Consider the following 20,797-nt stretch of genomic DNA (forward strand, 5'->3'; position numbering starts at 1 on the left):
AGTCATATAAGCGCACCGTCTTGGGGGTGGGGCCCACGGCACGGGGACGGTCAGAGCTGACCTCGCGGGCCAGTGGGGAGCTGTGGAGGCTGGGGCGCGTACGACGGTTGGAAGGCATACGTCGGCTGCGCGGTCTGTTGGGTGTGGGGTGGCTGCGGGCCGCTGTAGCCATAGCTCGGGCCTGGGGAGCCGTAGCCGTATCCGGGGCCGGGGGAGCCGTAGCCGCCGTGCGGCTGGGTGGGCCAGTACGGCGGAGGGAGGGGGGCCTGGGGTGGTGGCGGGGGTTTGGGGAGGGGGAGGGAGAGGGCCGCGTGGGCCAGGGCCGGTTGGGCCGTTGCGCGGCGCTCCCATAGGGCGTCGAGGAGTTCGCGCTCGCGGGTGGTGAAGTCCGGGCCTGCCGTGCCCCGGTACGCGCGGCGGCGGAGGAGGGCGAGGGAGGTCGCGGAGGCGATGTACTCGCCGACCGTGCGGGCCGCCGCCGGGCCCTGGGTGCGGCGGGCCAGGTCGCGGGCGATGCCGCGGGTGCGCATCGAGGACAGGGCGAGGGGCTCGGGCGGGGTGAGCCATCCGGCCGCCTGGTAGGCGGTGAGCTGGTCGCGTACGGTGCGCAGCTCGTTGTTGCGGGACCAGAGGGTGAGCCAGGTCAGCAGCCCGAAGACGGGGACCATGAACGCGGCGTAGACGATGATGAAGCCGTAGCCGCCGAGGGTGGACGAGCCGTTCCAGAGGCCGTGCAGGACCATCGCGGCCATCAGCGCCGCGATCGGCAGCAGGACGCGGCGGGTGCGCTGGTGGTGGGCGGCCGCGGCGGCCAGGCCGAAGCCGACGCCGGTCATGGCGGTGAACAGGGGGTGCGCGAAGGGGGACATCACCCCGCGGATGAAGAAGGTCGCGGCGGTGGTGGACCGGATGCCCGAGTAGCCGAACTCCTGGTCGCTGACGAAGGCCGAGCCGAGGTAGAGGATGTTCTCGGTGAAGGCGAATCCGGTGGCGGTGATTCCGGCGACGACGACGCCGTCCACGATCCCGTTGAAGTCGCGTCGTCGGAACACGAAGAGGAGGAGCACGGCGGCCGCCTTGGCGCTCTCCTCCACGAACGGCGCGACGAACGTGGCTCCCCAGGTGTCGGCGTCGGCCTGGCCGCCCGGGGACGAGCGGTCGGCGACGGTGGTCATGAGCCACTCGGTCGCGAAGCCGTTCGCGATGAGCGCGACGAGCGTCGCGGCACACGCGCCCCAGGCGAAGGCGAAGACCAGGTTCCGCCAGGGTTTCGGGTCGACGCGGTCCAGCCAGCGGAACACCGAGATGATCAGCGGTACGGGCAGCACGGCGAGGCCGAGCCCCACCAGGAAGCCCTTGGTGCCGGTCTGCTCGCGTACGAGGGCCAGGATGACCAGGCCGGAGAGCGACAGCAGCCCGATGAGCGCGGTGGCGCGCAGCGCCTTGTTGTCCCAGAGGCGGCTGAGACGGCTGGTTCTACCCCACGGCCCCGGGTGTCCGGGGTGTCCCGGGTGTCCGGGGTGTCCCGGGTGTCCTGCGTGCGCCGGGTGCCCTGGGTGTCCCGGGTGCGCCGGGTACGCCGCGTGCGGCCAGCCCCCCGGTGCGGCCACGCTGTCGAACCACGGCTGCTGGTCATACGGCGTGACCGGCGGATCAGGCGGCTGGTGGGGGGACGGGGACTGATGCACTCAACCGACCCTAACGAACGGGGACGTGGCGGACTGCGGGATTATCCCCATCTGCGCAGGGGTGCTATGCGTCGTTGCGGCGGAAGATCAGGTCGTGGACGATATGTCCCTTGTTCAGCCCCTGGTCCTCGAACTTGGTGAGCGGGCGGAAGTCCGGGCGCGGGCAGTAGCCGCCGTCGGGGCGGGTGTTGTCGAAGGACGGGCTGGCGGTCAGGACTTCCAGCATCTGCTCCGCGTACGGCTCCCAGTCGGTCGCGCAGTGCAGCAGCGAGCCGGGGCGCAGCCGGGTGGCGGCCAGCTCGACGAACTCGGGCTGGAGCAGTCGGCGCTTGTGGTGCCGCTTCTTGGGCCAGGGGTCCGGGAAGTAGACGCGCAGCCCGGAGAGGGCGGCGGGCGCCAGCATCTCGCGCAGCAGGATGATCGCGTCGCCGTTGGCCACCCGGACGTTGGACAGTCCGTCGCGCTCCGCGAGGGCGAGCAGGTTGCCCTGGCCGGGGGTGTGGACGTCGACGGCGAGGATGCCGGTGCCGGGGTCGGCGGCGGCCATCCGCGCGGTGGCCTCGCCCATGCCGAAGCCGATCTCCAGGACGACGGGGAGGTCCGGGTCGCCGAAGAGCTCGCCGAGGTCGAGGCGGTGCAGCCCGTCGATGTCCAGCCCCCACTGCGGCCACAGGCGGCGCAGCGCCTCGCTCTGGCCGGGGGTCACCCGGCCGCGGCGGGGGCGGAACGAACGGATGCGGCGCTCATGGTGCGACCCGGCCGGATCGGCGACGGGCCCACCGGGGAACCGCGGCTCGCCGCGGTCGCGGGCGGGGGCGGTGCGGTCGCGCTCCGCTGGGGCATCGGGGGCGGTGGAGTTCTCGGACACAGTGCTTCCGATTCTACGGGCGGGGCCTCGTCCAAAGGCGGGCCCGCCCCAGGGACGCCATGGTGTGGGCGGCCGGGGCCCCCGGCCCCGCCTGGCGGGCCGCGGTCGTCGTGAGGGCCGTCACAGCGCCTCCAGCACCCGGCGGGCCACCTCGCGGCCGATGGGGAGGGAGGCGGTGGCGGCGGGGGAGGGGGCGTTGAGGACGTGGACGGCGCGGGGGGTCTGCGAGATGAGGAAGTCGTCCACGAGCGTGCCGTCCGGCAGCACCGCCTGGGCGCGCACTCCGGCCGGGGCGGCTATCAGGTCGTCGGGTGTCACATCCGGCAGCAGCCGGCGGACGGCGTCGGTGAAGGCGCGCTTGGACAGGGAGCGGCGCAGCTCGCCCGCCCCGTACCGCCAGTGGCGGCGGGCTATCCGCCAGGCGCCCGGGTACGCCAGCGTCCCCGCCAGCTCGCGCGGGCGCAGGGTGTGCCAGGTGTATCCCTCGCGGGCGAGCGCGGGGACCGCGTTGGGCCCGAGGTGGACGCCGCCGTCGATGCCGCGGGTCAGATGGACGCCGAGGAACGGGAACGCGGGGTCGGGCACCGGGTAGACCAGGCCGTTGACCAGCGACGTACGCGACGGCGCCAGCTCGAAGTACTCACCGCGGAAGGGCACGATCCGCATGCCCGGGTCGTCGCCCGCCAGCCGCGCCACGCGGTCGCACTGGAGCCCCGCGCAGTTGACCAGGGCCCGGGCCCGCAGCACCGTGCCGTCCGCCGTGCGGACCGCGACGGCCGACGGGCGGCGCCCGATGCGGGTCACGCCCGCGCCGTACCGCACGGACGCGCCCGCGTCCCGCGCCAGGCGGGCCAGCTGCGCCGCCACCGCGCCGAAGTCGCACACCCCCGTCGTCCCGACGTGGATCGCGGCGAGGCCGCGCACCCACGGCTCGTACTCGGTTATCTGGGCGGGGCCCAGCTCGCGCACCGGGATGCCGTTCTCCCGGCCGCGCTGGACCAGGGCGTGCAGCCGCGGCAGCTCGGAGCGCTCCGTGGCGACGATGAGCTTGCCCGTCACCTCATGGGCGATGCCGTACTCGGCGCAGAACTTCACCATCTCCGCCGCGCCGCGCACCGCGAACCGCGCCTTCAGCGATCCCGGCCGGTAGTAGATCCCGCTGTGGATCACTCCGCTGTTCCGCCCGGTCTGGTGGCGGGCCGGGCCCGCCTCCTTCTCCAGCACGGTCACGCGGGTGCCGGGCGCCGCGCGCGTGATCGCGTACGCCGTCGACAGGCCGACGATCCCGCCCCCGATCACCAGCACGTCGCAGTCCACCGCCGTCACCCCATGCACCTCCCCACGCGCCACAACCGTCCGGTCGCCCGATCGTCGATCCCTATCATGACCTGCGCCACTGACAGCGGCTCGAAACCCATGCGGCGCCTGGTATCCGGACGGGCGCGTGAAGATCACGCGCGCTTCGCCCGAAGCTCACGTGAGGGTCACCGATGAGGGCACCACCGGCACCCGGCCGTCGGTCACCGGCACTCGGCCGTCGGTCACCGGCACCGGGCCGTCACCGCATGCCCGGCCGTTCCCGCGTACTGGGCCGTCCCTGCGTACCGGGCCGTCGCCGCGTACCGCGCCGTCCTCGCGTACCGGGCTGTCACCGCATGCCGCGCCGTCACCGCATACCGGGCCGCCGCCACCGAGAGCCCCTCACGCCGGTGTCACCAGCAGCGGCCTGGCCCGCTCCCGCAGCTCCGCCACCCGCGGCTCGTCCCGGTACGCCTCCAGCCGGTGCATCAGGTCGCGCACGTACTCCGTGGTGCGCGCGGACGAGATGCGGTTGGCGACCTCCACGGCCCGGGCGCCCGCCGCGCACGCCGCGTCCAGGTTCCCGGACTCCAGTTCGGCGACGGCGGAGACGACGAGCCGCAGCCCGTGGGAGCGTACGAACTCCTCCGTCGGCCGGGACAGCGCCTGCTCGGTGAAGCGCCGCACCTGGCGCGGCAGCCGCAGGTCGCGGTAGCACTCGGCGGCGTCGGCCGCGAACCGCTCCTGGCTGTAGAAGTCGAGCCAGGACGGGTCGGCGTCGCCTCCCCGGGACCGCTCCAGCCAGCCCTCGGCGGACTTCAGCGCCGCCCCGCAGGCCGGGCCGTCCCCGGACTTGGCCTGGGCGCGCGCCTCGACCAGCCGGAAGAAGCTCATGGTGCGGGCGGTGGCCAGGCCGCGGTTGCGCTCCAGGGCGGCCTGGGCGAGGTCCACGCCCTCGTCGGCGAAGCCGCGGTAGGTGGCCTGGAGGCTCATCGACGCCAGCACGTAGCCGCCGAGCGGGACATCGGCGGCGGCGCGGGCGAGGCGCAGCGCCTGGATGTAGTACCGCTGCGCGGCCTCCTGCTGGCCGGTGTCGAAGGCCATCCACCCGGCCAGCCGGGTCAGTTCGGCGGTGGCGCCGAAGAGGGAGCGGCCGACCTCGTCGCTGTACGAGCCGAGCAGCAGCGGTGCCGCGTCGACCCGCAGGCACTCAGGGACCATGGAGGAACGCCAGTCGCCGCCGCCGTACTTGGAGTCCCAGCGGCGCGCGTCCTCGGCGGCCTCGCGCAGCTTGGTGACGTCGCTGTGGCCGACGCGCTGCGATAAGGCGTCGGCGCCGCTGCCGCCCGTACCGCCCGCCTCCTCCTCGGCGTCCTCCGCGTCCTCGGGACCGCGGGCGACGGAGGTGTCGGCCGGGGATATGAGCCAGCGGGAGGCGGGGGTGGCGTACGCGCTGACCGCGAAAGATCCGGCCAGGCTCTGCCAAATACCCACCCCGCCGCGCCGACCCGCGAGATCAAGCCGGTACAGCTCGGTCGCGGAGCGGACGGCCTGGCCGATGTCGCGCGGGAACGCGAGTCCGACCTCGGGGGCCGGATCGGCGTCGGCGAGGCCGATCTCATGGAGTGGGACGGGACGGCCGAGTTTGCTCCCGATAGCGGCCGCAATCAGATGGGGCGCGGCGCCTTGGGGCACCATGCCCTTGGAGACCCAACGCGCTACGGACGTCTTGTCGTAGCGAAGGGTCAGGCCACGCTGGGCGCCGAGGTCGTTGACTCTGCGCGCGAGCCCGGCATTGCTGATCCCAGCGAGGGCGAGAACGGTGCCGAGCTTCTCGTTCGGCCCGCGTAGCTCCCTGGACATGCGCACCCCTCGACAGCACCGACGGCCGCCCCGGCATAGGCGCGGGGCATTCGTAAACCCAGCGTAGTTCGCCGCATCCCGACCGTTAAGAGGTGGTGTCCCGGATGGCGAGATTCTTGTACGAACGGGCGTGCGGGGCGTGACGCGTGCTCCCGGTGTGTGTGGCTGTGCGCCCGTGTGTGCGCTCTGTCTCAGTCCCGGCGAGAACGTTTCGATAGGACCTGCGTGGGTCGGCCCGCTGTACTGGATCGAGTGGGCTGGGGGACGCCGCCGCCTCATTCCCCGCGGGTGGCGGAACGGTCCGGGAGGCGGAAGCCGCCTCCCGGACTGTCGTGTTGGGAGGGCGTGGAGACGAGCGGAGGCGAACGGCGCGCGGCGGTCCGGATGATGGCGGGTCATCCGCAAGACCGCCGAGCGCGCCACGGCGAACTTGGCCGAATATCGCCTGTCAGTGCCGGGCTCCCGCGGCGGGCCGGGGAGGGGGAGGCCCGGCGCGGGAAGCCCCTTCCCTCGCACCCGCGTTGGCGGATTCTTCGTGCGCTTCGTCGTGTGCGTTCTCCTGGGCGTCCCCGTGTGCGTCCTCCGCGTCCTCGTATACGCCCTCCTGCGCGTCGTCATACGCGTCGTACACGCGTTGGCGTCCTTGCGCTGTTGCACGCCTCAGTCGTGGCAGCATGGGCCACGGCGGAACGGTGCGTCGTGATCGGTGACGGTTCCCTCCTGGGCTTCTTACGAACGCCTGCCCGCGGGGGCCGTAGGGTGCGATCAACTCCTGGGATTCCCGCGGTCATCAGCGGTCAAGGGACATCCAAGAGATCCACGTAGTTGTCCGGTTCGATGTCGAAACCGTCAACATGCTGTGCATGATGGCACCTACTTCTTGGATGCCCTGGATGCCCACAGCCTGTGGAGGCGGCGATGCGGTGGTTGGTGGGGTGGAGCAGTACCGCATCCGGCCCGGTCCCCCCGGAAGGCCGTGCGATCCAGCCGGTCGGTGCCCAGCTCCTGTGGTCCGACCCCGATCCGCTGTGGGCGGTCGGCGACTGGCGGCCCGACGAGGTACGCGTCGTCCAGGCCGACCCCTTCACCCGGCTCGCCGTCTTCGGCTGCTGCGGCGCCACCGACGAGGAGCTGCGGGTCGGCCTGTTCGCCGCCCGCGGCGGCGCCCTGCGCCATCTCACCGCCTGGCCCGGCAGCTACACCGCCGTCGCCCAGGTCGGCCGCCGCATCACCATCGCCGGTGACCTGGCCGGTGCCCGGCCCGTCTTCCACACCGACTGGTCCGGCGGCACCGCGTACGCCACCGCCGCGCTCCCGCTCGCCGACCTCATCGAGGCCCAGCTCGACGTCAGCCACCTCGGCGCGCTGCTCGCCTGCCCCGACTCCCCGGAGGCCGTCGGCGACGGCACGCCCTACATGGGCGTCAGACGGGTGCCGCCCGGACACGCGCTCGTCCTGCGTGACGGCGCCCGCGACGTCACCGGCTACGAGCCCACCGCCTCGCTCGCCGTCGCCGCGCCCTCGCTCGACCAGGACACGGCCGTCGAGGGCGTACGGGACGCCCTCCTGGAAGCCGTACGCGCCCGCCTCACCGCACCCCGCCACGCCCCCGCCACCGACGGCCTCGACCCCGGCCCGGTCCCCGGCATGGGCCCCGCCGAACGCCGCGCCGCCCGCGGCGCCCCGGCCCCCGGCATCGGCGCCGACCTGTCCGGAGGCAGCGCCTCCGCCACGCTCGCGCTGCTCGCCGCCGGTCTCCCCGGTATGCCCGGCACCCTGCTGGGCCACGGCACCGAAGCCGGGGAACGCCTGCTCGCCGTCACCTTCAACGACCTCGCCACCACCGGCGGCGCCCGCACCCGCGAAGCCGAGCTGGAACGCGCGGGCGCCATCGCCGCCAACCCCCGGCTGCACCACGTGGTCGTCGCCGGAGGCGAAGAGGCCCTCCCGTACGCCGCCCTCGACATCGGCGCCCTCACCGACGAACCCGGCCCGTCCCTCGTCATCGCCGAACGCCACCGGCGCCGCCTCGCCGCGGGCAGCGCCGACCACTTCGTCGGCCACGGCGCCCGGCAGGTCCTCGACGCCCACCCCGCCCGCCTCGCCGACCTGCTGCTCGACCGCCGCAGACGCCACCTGCTGCGCCCCGCCACCGCGCTGGCCAAGGCCGACGGGCCCAACGCCCACTCCTTCTTCGTCCCCTTCACCGTCTACCGCGCCGCCCGGCGGCTGGCCCGCACCTCCTACCGGGACGGCGTACAGGAAGCCGCCGCGCGCCTCCTGGAGCGCCGCTTCACCGACGACGGCGCGGGCGTGGCCGCCGGTGCCGTCTCTGCCTCCCTCGCCTCCCTCGCCTGGTGCCGCCCCGGCCCCGCCGCCCGCTGGCTCACCGGGGAAGCCCTCGCCGAGGTGTCCGTCCGCCTCGAAGAGGCCGCGCTGCGGCCCGTCCTGCTGCGCCGCCCCGGCGAACGCCGCGCCGACGCCGCGCTCGCCCGCTACGCCGCCGACCACCGTGTCTTCGAACAGGCCGCGGAGGTCCGCAGCCAGCGCCTGCACGCCCCCTTCCTCGACAACCAGGTCGTACGGGCCTGCCGCGCGCTCCCCGAAGCGCTCCGCGTCCAGCCCGGAGCGCGCGCGGCCGTCCTGCGTACGGTCCTCGCCGGAGCGGGCATCCGCGACCTCCCCACCGGCTGGGGCGCCACCTCCCACGCCGCCCACGCCGCCTCCGTACGCGCGGGCCTGCGCACCTGGCTCGGCGACCTCGTCAGCCTCTTCGACGCGCCCCTGCTGGCGGACGCGGGTCTCGTCGAGGCCCGCGTCGTCCGCAAGGCGCTGCGCGCGGCGTCCGAGGGCGAACGGCTGCCCCTGGACGGCCTGGCCGAACTGGTCTCCACCGAAGTCTGGCTACGCCGCCTCCTGTCCCGCCGCGGCACCTGCTGGACCGGCACGGCAGCCCCCCGCCAGCGCGCGGTGGCGGGCGGAGTGGTGCCGCGACCTACGTTGTGAGCGGCAGCGGGCGGTGGGCTTTCCGCTGCGGCGGAGCTCGGTGGGCCCCGGCGGCCCTCCGCGCGCCGCGGACCTGGGCCTCACCTGCGGCGCCGCGGGGGTGGGGAGCCGCACCTCGGCTACGGTGCCGCTGCGCTGCGCGGTTCGGCGCTGCGCAGCTGCTCCGACCGCCGGAAGCGGCTGCCGGGCCTGCCGGTCGCGCCGGGCTGGGGCTCCTGGGCGCGGGCTTGGCGTGTCGGGACTCGCCCCTCGGGCCCGGCGCATTGCGCGGCGGGCTGTGGGCCTTGCGCTGCGGACGCCGCGACTCAGGCCCGCCCATCGAGCTACGGCTGCGGTCCGCTGCGCCGCGCCTCGGGCCTTGCGCCGGGCGTTACGTGTCGCTGCCTTGCGGCTTTGGCGCTGCGGGAGCCGCACCACGGCCACGCGGATGGGCCTACCGACCGGGGCGAACCGCTACGCCGATGCTTTGCCGTCGTGCTGCCGCGCCGGACTTCGGAAGGCGGGCCCACAGTGCCCGGTGGGCGCCGTCGCGATGGCGGTCAGTCGCCGCAGCGAGCTCCGGGAGCCGTACCGGGCGTCCGGACTATCTGTGCGCCGCACCGACCGCCGGGCTGCCGCGTCGTCGCGCCCGGGGCCCCAGGGCCGTCGGCGCGGCCGCTGTCGTCAGCCCGACCGGCGGGGCGCGGGCACCGTCGGCTGCTGTTCGGTGCGCTGCCGTTGTGCGTGGCGCCCGCCGCGTCGCGCGGCCGCGTACGAGGCCGGGACGTCGTACCCGGCACCGGGCCGACCGCCCGCCGCCCGCCGCCCGACCGACCGCCCGCCCGCCGTGAGACCGCGCGCTACCGGGCCGGACCGGCAGCCGTGGGCCGGGCGGCCGGGGCGCGGGGCGTCCGTCGGGGCGGGCGATATGACGGTGCGCTGCCGTGCTGCCCGGGACTACCGTGGCGTCGGGGCGTCGGGGCGTCGGCCCGACCGTGCCGCGGCGCGTGGCGCCCCTCGGGCGACCGCGTATCGTCCGCCCTTCCAAGGCTTCGTCCGGTGTGCGACCCGCTCGTGATGGAGTGTCCCCTTCCGCGGCAAACCCAGGAGAATGACCGCCGTGCGGTATCTCATCCTCGGCACCACCGAAGCGCGCGACGAACACGGGGACCCGCTGCCCCTCGGCGGTCCCCGTATCCGTGCGCTGCTCGCCGCGCTCGCGCTGCGGGCCGCGCGTCCCGGGCCCATCCCCGTCGACGTCCTCATCGACGAGGTGTGGGCCGCCGACCCGCCGCACGACGCGCCCGCCGCGCTCCAGGCGCTGGTGGGCCGGTTGCGGCGGGCGATCGGGCGGGAGGCCGTGGTCTCCTCGCCCGGCGGGTACCGCCTCGCGACCGCCGTGCCCCAGGACGACGTCGATCTGCTGCGCTTCGAGCGGCTGGCCCACGACGGCACGCGCGCCCTCGACGCGGGTGATCCCCACACGGCCGCCACCACGCTGCGGCGGGCGCTCGCGCTGTGGCGCGGCCCGGCGCTCGCCGATCTGCCGGAGCGGGACGCGGCCGCCGCCCGTTCCGAGGCGCTGCGGCTGGCGGTGCTGCACCGCCGGATCGACGCCGACCTCGCCCGCGACCGCGCGGCGGACGTCATCCCGGAGCTGCGGGAGCTGGTCGCGGATCATCCGCTTGACGAAACGTTCCACGCGCAGCTGATCCGCGCCCTGCGGGCCGCCGGGCACTCGGCCGACGCCCTCGCCGCGTACGAGGAGGTCCGCACGCTCCTCGCCGACCGGCTCGGCACCGACCCGGGGACGGAACTGCGGGAGCTGCACCGGCAGCTGCTGCTCGGCGGGCCCGTGCCGTCCACCGGGCCCACGCCACCCGCCGACCGCGCCGGTACGGACCCGGCGGAGGCGGACCACCGCGAATCCGCAGCCGACCGCGCCCCGCACCGCGACGGCGATCGCGCCCCCGCCCCGGGCCGGGAGCCGGGCCGGGAGACGGGCCGGGAGCCGGGCCCCGCCGCGCCCCCGGCGCCGCCCGGCAACCTCCGGGCCCGCCTCACCAGCTTCGTCGGCCGCCAGAGCGAGATCGGCGCCCTCCGCACGGACCTGGGCGGGGCCCGGCTGGTCACGCTCACCGGACCGGGCGGTTCCGGCAAGACCCGGCTGTCCGAGGAGGCCGCCGCGACCGTGACGGCCTCCTACCCGGACGGCGTCTGGGCGGTCGAACTCGCCTCGCTGGACGACGCCTCCGCCGTACCCGGCGCCGTCCTGAGCGCCGTCGGGCGCCGCGAGACGACGCTGCTCTCCACCGGGCTCGAAGGCCGGACCGGCGGGGCGGACGCCGTCGACCCGGCCACCCGCCTGGTCGAGTACTGCACCGACCGCCGCCTGCTGCTCCTGCTCGACAACTGCGAGCACGTCATCGACACCGTGGCCCGGCTCACCGAGGTGCTGCTGGCGCACTGCCCGGGCGTGACCGTACTGGCCACCAGCCGGGAGCCGCTGGGCGTGCCCGGCGAGACCGTACGGCCCGTGGAGCCGCTGCCGCCCGCCCCCGCCCACCAGCTGTTCGCCGAGCGCGCCGCGACCGTACGGCCCGGCTTCGACCCGGCCGGGGACCCGGACACGGCGGCGGCGGTCGCGGAGATCTGCCGCCGCCTCGACGGACTGCCGCTGGCGATCGAGCTGGCCGCGGCCCGGCTGCGGCTGCTGACCCCGCGCCAGATCGCCGACCGCCTCGACGACCGGTTCCACCTGCTGACCAACGGCAGCAGAACCGCCCTGCCGCGCCAGCAGACCCTGCGGGCGGTCGTCGACTGGTCCTGGGACCTGCTGGACGAGCGCGAACGCACCGTGCTGCGCCGGGCTTCGGTCTTCGCGGGCGGATGGAGCCTGGCCGCGGCGGAGGCGGTCTGTGCGGACGCGCCCGACCGTGAGGCCATACGCGCCGGTGTACGCGCCCCAGCGCACACTCCCGCGTATTCCGGCGTCCCCCTCGCGCCCCCGGAGGTGCTCGACCTGCTCGGAGCGCTGGCGGACAAGTCCCTCCTGGTCGTCGACCACCCGCCGGGCGAACCGGTGGGCGGGCCGATGGACGGGGCGGGCGAGGCCCGCTACCGCATGCTGGAGACGATCCACGAGTACGTCGGCGAGCGCGCCGCCGAGAACTCCGCCGCCCGGGCCGACCACGCCGCCGCCTCGGCCCGGCACATCGCCCACTTCCGCGACTTCACGCGGGCCGCCGAGCCCCGGCTGCGCTCCGCCGAACAGCTGCCCTGGCTGCGCCGCGTCGAGACCGACCTCGACAACATCCGGGCCGCGCTGCACCGCTCCCTGACCGCCCGCGACGAGAACACCTCGTTCGCGATCATTCTCGCGATGGGCTGGTTCTGGTGGCTGCGCAACTACCGCGACGAGGGCGCCGCCTGGGCCCACCGGGCCCTGACCCTCGACCACGGCCCGGACAGCGAATGGACGGATGAACGGGCCGACGAACGGAACGGCGATCGGGCCGACAATCGGCACGGCGGCCGACCGGCCGTGGACATGCCGCCCCCCGCCCCGGGCGGCGCCGACGGCGACACCCCCGCCGTCACCCGCTACTGGCACCTCATGGACCTGCGGCTGCTGCGGTTCTTCCTGCTCGCCGACACCGGCCACGGCCCGGACACCCAGGACCCCCAGACGCGGCTGATAGCCCAGCGCATGCGCGACGCCTACGGCGGCCATCCGGGCCCGCGCAGCGCCCGCTTCCCCGGTCTGCTGTGGCCGTTCGCCGGATACGTCCTCGACGGCCACACCGCGATGATCCCGCTGATGGACGCGGCGGTGGCCAACTGTCGCGAGCACGGCGACGACTGGGCGCTCGCCGTCGCGCTCATGTTCCGCGCCCACCTCGCCATCGACACCTCGAGCGGCATCGAGCGCGCCGAAGCCGACTACGCCGAGCTGGACCGGCTGAGCGCACGCGTCGGCGACCGCTGGATGCTCGCCCAGGTGCAGAGCGCCAGGGGCGAGATGGCCGCGATGCACGGCCGGATCGCCGAGGCGTGGGCCGCCTACGAGGAGGCGCAGCGGCTGGCCCGGGAGATCGGCGCGCACACCGAGGTGCCGTTCCTCATCACCCGGCTGGCCGACCTCGTCCTCAACACCGGGGACACCGAGGCTGCGGCGAAGCTGCTGGACCACTCCGAGCAGGAGGCCGAGCGCTGGGGCGCCGTGGACGTCCGGCCCTTCAACCGCCTGATGCGCGGCCACATCGAGCTGCTGCGCGGCGATCCGGCCGCGGCGCGGACGCACTGCGAGGACGCCCGGCGGCAGGCGGCGAAGGCGACCCCGCCGCCGCAGTTCTGGGTCGTGGTGCAGTGGCTGGAGGGCCGGATCAGCGCCGAGGAGGGCGATCCGTGGGGCGGGCTGCGCACGCTGCGCGACACCCTGCGGATGGGCGCCGAGGTGGGCTGTACGGAGGTGCTGCTCGCCCAGCAGGCGGAGTGCGCCGCGTCCATCCTGGTGCGGTACGGACACGAACGACCGGCCGTCCGGCTGCTGGGCGCGGCCGACGGCTGGCGCGGACGGCTCCCGCGCACCCCGCTGGCGCTCGCGGAGACCACGGAGGCCGAGGAGCGGGCCTGCGCGGCGCTGGGCGCCACCGTGGTGGGGACGCTGCGCGACGAGGCCACGGCTCTGACCGTCGAGGAGGCCATCGCCCTGCTCGACGAGGTCCTGGCCGCATCCGGCGCCGAAGCGGCCACCGCCCCCGGCCAGGGGACCGCGTCACCGCACACCCGCTGACCGACGACAGTCGGGAAGCAGGGGCGCATACGGTCACCCGCACGGGGAAGACGCGCGATACGACCCCGAAACGTACGGGCGAACCCCGCCGACGCGCACCCGCCCCGGCCGACCCCCAACCGCTGTTCGCCGGGCAGAACACACCCGGCGAACAGATCGATCAGAAAGCGCCCAGAAGGTGACTCCCCCCGGTCACCCCATCGGTCACCCCACCGGCCGCGACCGCAGCCCGTCCAGCAGGATGTCCAGCAGCCGGGCCGACGCCGCGGCCTGCTGCGCCGCGTCCGGCAGCGATGGCGCGGCCGTGGCGATCACCAGCAGCACATCGGCGACCGTCACGTCTGGGCGCAGTTCGCCCGCCGTCCGCGCCCGCTCGACCAGCTGCCCGACGACCTGCAGCAGGGCTGCCGCGCCCGCGTCGTCCTGCGGCATGCCCGGCTCTCCGACCAGCCGTAGCTCCGGCGGAACCGCACCGGCCGACGGCACCGCCGCCGAAGGCAGAGCACCCCCCGAAGACATAGCGCCCGCCGAAGGCATCACGCCCCCCGACGGAACCGCTGCCGACGGAACCGCGCCCATCGACGGAACCGCACCCGCCGCTTGCGGCGGGCCGGATAACGCCGCCACCTGCCGCTGCTGCGGGACCCGGATCTCCGTCTCCGCGTCGACCCCGACCCGCAGCACCTGCGGCGGCAGCAGCCGGCCCGCGCCGGACGCCACCGAGGTGCGCAGGAACCGGGCCAGCGCGGACCACGGCTCGTTCTCCTGTCCCAGCGCCGACCGTGCCTGATCGGTCAGCCTGGCCGTCTCCTCCTCCGCTATGCGGCGGACGAGCACGTCCTTGCTGGGGAACCGCCGGTAGACGGTGCCCACTCCGACCCGCGCCCGCCGCGCGACGTCCTCCATCGGAGCGCCGTATCCCAGCTCTCCGAAGACTTCGCGCGCCGCCCGCAGGACATGTTCCAGATTGCGCTGCGCGTCCACGCGCAGCGGTGTGCTCCGGCCGCCGTTGCCGTCCGAGGACGCGACGGCTGCGGACCATGACGAACCCTGAAGGTGCATAAGTGATCCCCCGGTAATGACGTCTCCCCCCGGAGACTCCCCGCCCTGTCAGCCGGGGCAGTCACAACCCCGACGAAGTACGAACATAGTTGAGCCCAGGTCAAGAATGAAGAGGGTAGGTCGGGACAGACCGTCCCCCAACCGGACCACCGGGCCACCTTACCCCGCTTCCCGGACCGCCCCGCCCTCTGTGAACCTGCCCTGACCTGCGCACATTCCCCGCCCCACCCCATGCCCCGGCCCCGCGGCACTTACGGCCCTCCGGTCACACAATTCGTCGGGGCTGTGGACAAACCACGGTCGTGCATGCCTCATGGGAGGGTGAAGGAACCAGCGCGCATTCTCGTTGTCGGCGGCGGTTACGTCGGGATGTACACCGCGCTGCGCCTCCAGCGGAAGCTCAAGCGGGAGCTGAGGCACGGCGCCGTACAGGTCATCGTGGTCGACCCCGAGCCCTATATGACCTATCAGCCCTTCTTGCCGGAGGCGGCGGCCGGGTCGATCTCCCCCCGCCACGTCGTGGTGCCGCTGCGTCGCGTCCTCGGCGACTGCCAGGTGGTCATCGGCGAGGCGACCGCCATCCATCACGGCAAACGCACCGCGACCATCAGAACCCTGGCCACCGAGGAGGAGGGCACCGGCTCGATCGAGATCCACTACGACGAGCTGGTGCTCGCGCCCGGATCGGTCTCCCGCACCCTCCCGGTCCCCGGCCTCGCCGAGACCGGCATCGGCTTCAAGACCGTCGAAGAGGCCATCGGGCTGCGCAACCACGTCCTCGAACAGCTCGACATCGCGTCCTCCACCCGGGACCCCGATGTCCGCGACTCCGCGCTGACCTTCGTGTTCGTCGGCGGCGGGTACGCGGGCGTCGAGGCGCTCGGCGAACTGGAGGACATGGCCCGGTACGCCATCCGCTACTACCACAACATCGCGCCCGAGGACCTGAAGTGGATTCTCGTCGAGGCCACCAACCGCATCCTCCCCGAGGTCGGCGAGGAGATGGGCACCTACGCCGTACGGGAGCTGCGCGGCCGCAACATCGACGTACGGCTGGAAACCCGCCTCGACTCCTGCCAGGACCGGGTCGCCGTACTGAGTGACGGCTCGCGCTTCCCCACCCGCACCCTCGTGTGGACCGCGGGCGTCAAACCGTCGCCCATCCTCGCCTCCACCGACCTCCCGCTGAACGCCCGCGGCCGCCTCAGCTGCACCGCGGCGCTGCAAGTGGACGGCGTGGAGCACGCCTGGGCCGCCGGGGACGCCGCATCCGTGCCGGACCGTACGGCGGCCGAGCCCGGCGCCGTCTGCGCCCCCAACGCGCAGCACGCCGTCCGCCAGGCCAAGGTCCTCGCCGAGAACGTGCTCGCCTCGCTCGCCGGCCGTCCGCTCACCGACTACGAGCACAAGTACGCCGGTTCCGTGGCCTCCCTCGGCCTCCACCGGGGCGTCGCACATCTGTACGGCCGCAAGGTGAAGGGCTATCCGGCCTGGTTCATGCACCGCGTCTATCACCTCAGCCGGGTGCCGACCTTCAACCGCAAGGCGCGTGTGCTGGCCGAATGGATTCTGTCGGGGCTGTTCAAACGGGAGATCGTCTCCCTCGGATCGCTGGAGAACCCGCGCGCGGAGTTCAAGCTCGCCGCGGACACCGGACGCCATCCCGAAGCCAGTTGACCCCGCCGGGGCGGAGCCGGGAACTTCCCTCCCACGAACGGCGTCTCACGGATGTCAGTCCGGTCGGCCACACTGGACGTGTGACCATGGGTGGGCTCGTATCTGCAAAGAGTGACAATCGCGAGGATTCGGAAGTTTGCTGCATTCCCCCGGGGGCCGTCCCCCGCAACCGCATCCCTCTCCCCGATCCCGCGCCGGCGCGCTGCTCAGCCACCACCCCACGAGGTAACCCGCAGTGAACTTCACGCGCTGGAGCGCCCGGCTCCCCCGAACGCAGCGACGCAGCGCCGCGCGGTCCGACCGTGCCGCGCGGCGTCCGCAGCCCGCCACGGGCGGCGGCTCCGTCCCGGCCGCCCGCGGCGAGCGCACCGACCCCTCCGCCGTCGGCGAGCCGCCGCTGCCGGGCACGCCCGGCACCGTCCCGGGCGGTCCGCCGCCCGCCGCCGTCCCGACCCTCGACGGGCTGTCCGTCCACGACGTCCTCGGCCAGGTCCCGGCCCTGGTCGCGGTGGTGTACGGCCCCGAGCACCGCATCGCCTACGTCAACGACGCCTACGCCGACCTGTTCGGGCACCGGACCCGCGGCGTCCCCGCCGGTCAGGCCCTGCCCGAGCTGCGTGAGCTGGGGCTGCTGCCACTGATGGACCAGGTCCTGCGCAGCGGCACGCCCCGTACGGTCAAGGCGCGGCGCGTCCCCGCGGCGCCCGGGCCCGGGCCGGACGCCGAAGCCGAGGCCACGGCCGCGGGCCGGTCGCGGCACGGGTACTACACGTTCACCTGCTCGCCCATCGAGATGGCCGCCCCCGTCCCCGAACCGGCCCGCGCGACCGCCCCCGTGCCCGCGCCCGCCCACGAGGGTGCCGTCCCCGACGCGGCAGCCCGCGACACGGCGGTCCTCGATACGGCCAATACGGCCGACGCGGCAGTCACCGTCGCGGCCGCGCAGGCCACCGTGACCGCCACCAAGGCCGCAGCCGCCGCCGACGACGCCGCCGACACCGCCGACGCCGAACCGGTCCGCGGCGTCCTCGTCTTCGGCGCCGACGTCACCGACCAGGTCGAGTCCGCCGAGCGGCTGCGCGCCAGCGAGCGGCTGCAGCGCGAGACCGCCGTCACCCTCCAGCGCAGCCTCCTCCCGCAGGAGCTCGAACAACCCGACGACCTGCGCGTCGCCGCCACCTACCAGCCCGGCGGCAAGGACGCGGCGGTCGGCGGCGACTGGTACGACGTCATCACCCTCGGCGCCGGGCGCACCGCCCTCGTCATCGGCGACGTCATGGGGCGCGGCGTCCGCGCCGCCGCCGTCATGGGCCAGCTGCGCACCGCCGTCCGCGCCTACGCCCGCCTCGACCTGCCCCCGCACGAGGTGCTCCAGCTCCTCGACGGACTGGCCGCCGAGATCGACGCCAACCAGATCGCCACCTGCGTCTACGCCGTCCACGACCCCAACGAGAGCCGCCTCGTCTACGCCTCCGCGGGCCATCTGCCGATCCTGGTCCGCGACCCGGACGGCACCGTGCGCCGCGCCGCCGAACCCACCGGCCCGCCGCTGGGCACCGGAGGCTGGCTGCACACCTCCGGCTCCGTCCCGCTCAACCCCGGTTCCAGCGCCGTGCTGTACACGGACGGGCTGGTGGAGCGGCGCGACAAGGACATCTACGACGGCGTCGCCGCCCTGGAGCGCGTCTTCGCGGGCGCGACCGGCACGCCCCAGGTGATGTGCGACCGCCTCCTCCGGGCGCTCGGCATCACCGCCGCGCACGACGACGACGTCGCCGTCCTGGTCCTCCAGCACCCCGCCCGCAGCGGCCATGACGCGGAGCTGTTCCACAACGCCGCCCTCGAACTCCTCGGCGGAGTGGAAGCCGCCCCGCGCGCCCGGGCCTTCGCCTCAGGCGTCCTCGCCAGTTGGCGCTTCCCCATGGAACTGCGCGACCTGGGCGTCCTCGCCGCCAGCGAGCTGGTCGCCAACTCCCTCCAGCACGGCACGCCCCCGATGCGGCTGCGGCTGCGCCGCACCGACCGGCGTCTGATCATCGAGGTGACCGACGGCGACGATCATTTGCCGCGCCGCCGCCGGGCCGAACCGGTCGACGAGGCAGGCCGCGGCATCTCGATCATCGCGACCATCGCCTCCTCCTGGGGCTCACGCCGCACGCCGGGCGGCGGAAAGGCCGTGTGGTGCGAATTCGCCCTCCCCGCCGGAGAGCCATAAGACCTCCGGCGGGAAGGGCGGGCGGGCGGAGCGCGGCGGCCGTCAGACCGCCGTGGTCACCGGAGCGGACGACTCCGAACGCGGCGCGGGCACCGAGGGACCGGCGGCGGCCCCGCGCAGCGGATTGTCCTGCCGCGCCGACAGCCGCCCGCCCAACCGCAGCGCGAGCACCGATATGCCCAGCGAGCAGACGATCAGAACCGCGACGTACGCCCCGTACAGACCGGCCCCCGCCATCAGCCCGCCGAACGCCGGGCCGACCGCCAGCGCCAACTGCTTCACCAGAGAGAACGCCGCGTTGTACTGCCCCAGCAGGGACGGCGGCGCCAGATCGGCCACCAGCGGCGCGACGGTCGGCGACAGCATCGCCTCCCCGAGACCGAAGAGGGCATACGCCGAGATGATCGCGGCCGTGCCCATGACCTGACCGCCCGGCACCAGACCCGCGGCCCCGGCCACCGCCCAGGCGACCGTCCACACCAGCCCGACCAGCGCGATCACCCGGCTGCGCCGCCGCCGCTCGACCAGCTTGAGCACCACGAACTGCGCCAGCACGATCACCGCCGTATTCGCGGCCAGCGCCACGCCCAGCATCGCGGGCGACACATGGGCGACGTCCACGGCGAACGCCGACAGCCCGGACTCGAACTGCCCGTAGCAGGCGAAGAACAGTACGAAGCCCAGCACACACAGCTGCAGCATGGCCCGGTGCCCCAGCAGGGCCCGCCAGCCGCCCGCCCCGGCGGCGGACGCGTCGGTCGGCACCGTACCGTCGAGCACCGGCCCCTTCGCCAGCCGCACGGTCGCCACCGTGGCACCCAGCACCAGGAACATCACCGCGTCGATCGCGAAGAGCCGCACGAAGCCCGCCGGGGACGAGGTGTCCACCAGCAGCCCGCCGAGCAGCCCGCCGACGCCCAGCCCCAGATTGCTGAGGAAGAACTGCGTCGCGAAGGCCCGCGACCGGGTCGCGGGCGTCGAGCACCACACGATCAGCGTGGCCAGCGCGGGCTGGATCACCGCCATCCCCGCACCGAGCACCCCCGCCGCGGCGAGCACCAGCGGCACGCTCACCGCCAGCCCGAGCCCCAGCGACCCCGCGGCGGAGGCGATCGCACCCACGACGGCAACGGACAGCGGCCCCCGCCGGTCGATCACCCGACCGGTGAAGGGCAGCACGACAAGCGCGGCCACCGCGAACATCGCGAGCACCAGGCCCGCCGTATGCGCACCGAGATCCCGCACCTGCGCCACATAGACGAACAGGAACGGGACCGTGAAGCCGTTGCCGAACGCGCTCAGCGCGTTGCCCAGTTGAATCCGGCGCAGCGCTGCGCCCATCGCGGTGGTCACACTCACCTACCCAGGTCGAGAAAGGTCGTACGGAGTCGGACGAAGCCCGCACAGTCGAAGTCTCAAGACTTCGAAGCTAAACTTCGATGGTTAAGAGTACATGGCGAAGAAGTTCGGTGCGAACGACTTCCATGTCATACTCCGCACATGGCTGAGACCCCCGATCCGGACGACCTGCTGACCCTCGAGGAGCAGATCGCGGCCTACCAGCGCGAGTTCCAGGACCTGGACCCGCAGGTCGAGCAGGTGGTGAACGCGCTGAGCAGGCTCACCCGGCGGATGAACGTCGCCTACAGCAGGCAGTCCTCGACCCTCGGCATCAGCAATGTCGAGTTCGAGGTCCTGAAGGCCCTCGTCCTGTCCGGCTCCCCGTACCAGCTGGGCCCCGGCGAACTGGCCAAGCGACTCGGCCTCACCCCCGCCGCCATGACCCACCGCATCGACCGCCTGGTGAACGAGGGGCTCGTCACCCGGGAGCGTGACGAGAACAACCGCGTGCGCGTCATCGTCGAGCTGACGAGCGGCGGCCGCGAGAAGTGGACGGAGGCGATGCGCCGGGCATCCGTCTTCGAGGAAGACCTGCTCCAGGACCTGTCCTCACAGGAGCGCGGCGCCCTCGGCGAGATGCTCTCCCGCGTCCTGCGCCGGGTGGAGGAGAGCCAACCGGACGCCGACGGGCGGCTGAACGACCTCGGTTGAAGCATTCAGCCGACACGGGTTGACACCGATCAGACCGATCCGTAATGTTCCCCGAGCTGCCACAGAGCCGTAACGGTTCGTCGGTACGCACTCACGCCGCACCGGCGGCAAACCACTCAGCACGACCCCCAATCGGGAACGACTTCGGCATGCCGAAATCTGGAACGAAAAGCTCGATTATGAGCTTCCGGGGGAATCCGCTAAAGTGGTGGACACGCCGGAAGGCGCGAAACACCCCGCTCCAACAGGGGGCCGGAAACGGAATTCGGACCGGAAACGGAACGGAAAACGGA

The 20,797-nt window shown here is 74.0% G+C and carries 12 protein-coding genes; 5 read left to right on the forward strand and 7 right to left on the reverse strand.

Going from position 1 to position 20,797, the window contains the following annotated elements:
• Positions 1-50: 50 nt before the first annotated feature.
• From ABZ370_RS39425 to ABZ370_RS39445, 5 genes are all read right to left on the reverse strand, one after another.
• Entirely contained in the window at positions 51-1,439 is a 1,389-nt protein-coding gene (locus ABZ370_RS39425) for a PrsW family intramembrane metalloprotease (protein WP_358631833.1), read from the reverse strand.
• A 313-nt stretch (positions 1,440-1,752) separates the two neighbouring features.
• Complete coding sequence (gene trmB, locus ABZ370_RS39430; RefSeq protein WP_358631783.1) at positions 1,753-2,556, reverse strand: tRNA (guanosine(46)-N7)-methyltransferase TrmB; 804 nt, start codon at positions 2,554-2,556, stop codon at positions 1,753-1,755.
• A 120-nt stretch (positions 2,557-2,676) separates the two neighbouring features.
• A complete protein-coding gene (gene lhgO, locus ABZ370_RS39435) occupies positions 2,677-3,882 on the reverse strand; it encodes an L-2-hydroxyglutarate oxidase (RefSeq protein WP_358631786.1) in 1,206 nt (401 codons plus the stop codon).
• Between the two features lie 375 nt (positions 3,883-4,257).
• Entirely contained in the window at positions 4,258-5,718 is a 1,461-nt protein-coding gene (locus ABZ370_RS39440) for an MFS transporter (RefSeq protein WP_358631789.1), read from the reverse strand.
• Positions 5,719-6,166: 448 nt separating this feature from the next.
• Complete coding sequence (locus ABZ370_RS39445; RefSeq protein ID WP_358631792.1) at positions 6,167-6,349, reverse strand: hypothetical protein; 183 nt, start codon at positions 6,347-6,349, stop codon at positions 6,167-6,169.
• Positions 6,350-6,636: 287 nt separating this feature from the next.
• Here ABZ370_RS39445 and ABZ370_RS39450 point away from each other — a divergent pair, with 287 nt between their 5' ends.
• The gene (locus ABZ370_RS39450) at positions 6,637-8,724 is read left to right on the forward strand and encodes an asparagine synthase-related protein (protein ID WP_358631795.1); all 2,088 of its coding nucleotides are present in this window, start codon (positions 6,637-6,639) and stop codon (positions 8,722-8,724) included.
• Positions 8,725-9,823: 1,099 nt separating this feature from the next.
• Positions 9,824-13,498 carry a BTAD domain-containing putative transcriptional regulator gene (locus ABZ370_RS39455; RefSeq protein ID WP_358631798.1) on the forward strand — a complete coding sequence of 1,225 codons (3,675 nt, stop codon included), beginning with the start codon at positions 9,824-9,826 and terminating at the stop codon, positions 13,496-13,498.
• A 204-nt stretch (positions 13,499-13,702) separates the two neighbouring features.
• On the opposite strand, the gene ABZ370_RS39460 is transcribed toward ABZ370_RS39455, so the two are convergent.
• The gene (locus ABZ370_RS39460) at positions 13,703-14,560 is read right to left on the reverse strand and encodes a TetR family transcriptional regulator (protein ID WP_358631801.1); all 858 of its coding nucleotides are present in this window, start codon (positions 14,558-14,560) and stop codon (positions 13,703-13,705) included.
• A gap of 306 nt (positions 14,561-14,866) precedes the next feature.
• Here ABZ370_RS39460 and ABZ370_RS39465 point away from each other — a divergent pair, with 306 nt between their 5' ends.
• Both ABZ370_RS39465 and ABZ370_RS39470 read left to right on the forward strand, forming a co-directional pair.
• Complete coding sequence (locus ABZ370_RS39465) at positions 14,867-16,237, forward strand: NAD(P)/FAD-dependent oxidoreductase (protein ID WP_358631804.1); 1,371 nt, start codon at positions 14,867-14,869, stop codon at positions 16,235-16,237.
• A gap of 235 nt (positions 16,238-16,472) precedes the next feature.
• Positions 16,473-18,452: an ATP-binding SpoIIE family protein phosphatase gene (locus tag ABZ370_RS39470; RefSeq protein WP_358631807.1), complete on the forward strand. Its 1,980-nt coding sequence runs from the start codon at positions 16,473-16,475 to the stop codon at positions 18,450-18,452.
• Positions 18,453-18,494: 42 nt separating this feature from the next.
• On the opposite strand, the gene ABZ370_RS39475 is transcribed toward ABZ370_RS39470, so the two are convergent.
• Positions 18,495-19,805 (reverse strand): MFS transporter, encoded by a 1,311-nt coding sequence (locus ABZ370_RS39475; protein WP_358631836.1) that lies wholly within the window; start codon positions 19,803-19,805, stop codon positions 18,495-18,497.
• A 147-nt stretch (positions 19,806-19,952) separates the two neighbouring features.
• Between ABZ370_RS39475 and ABZ370_RS39480 the strand changes: the two genes are divergently transcribed.
• Entirely contained in the window at positions 19,953-20,504 is a 552-nt protein-coding gene (locus ABZ370_RS39480) for a MarR family transcriptional regulator (RefSeq protein WP_358631810.1), read from the forward strand.
• Positions 20,505-20,797 lie beyond the last annotated feature (293 nt).

Origin of the sequence: Streptomyces sp. NPDC005962, assembly GCF_040629205.1 — a bacterium.
Classification (GTDB): Bacteria; Actinomycetota; Actinomycetes; order Streptomycetales; family Streptomycetaceae; genus Streptomyces.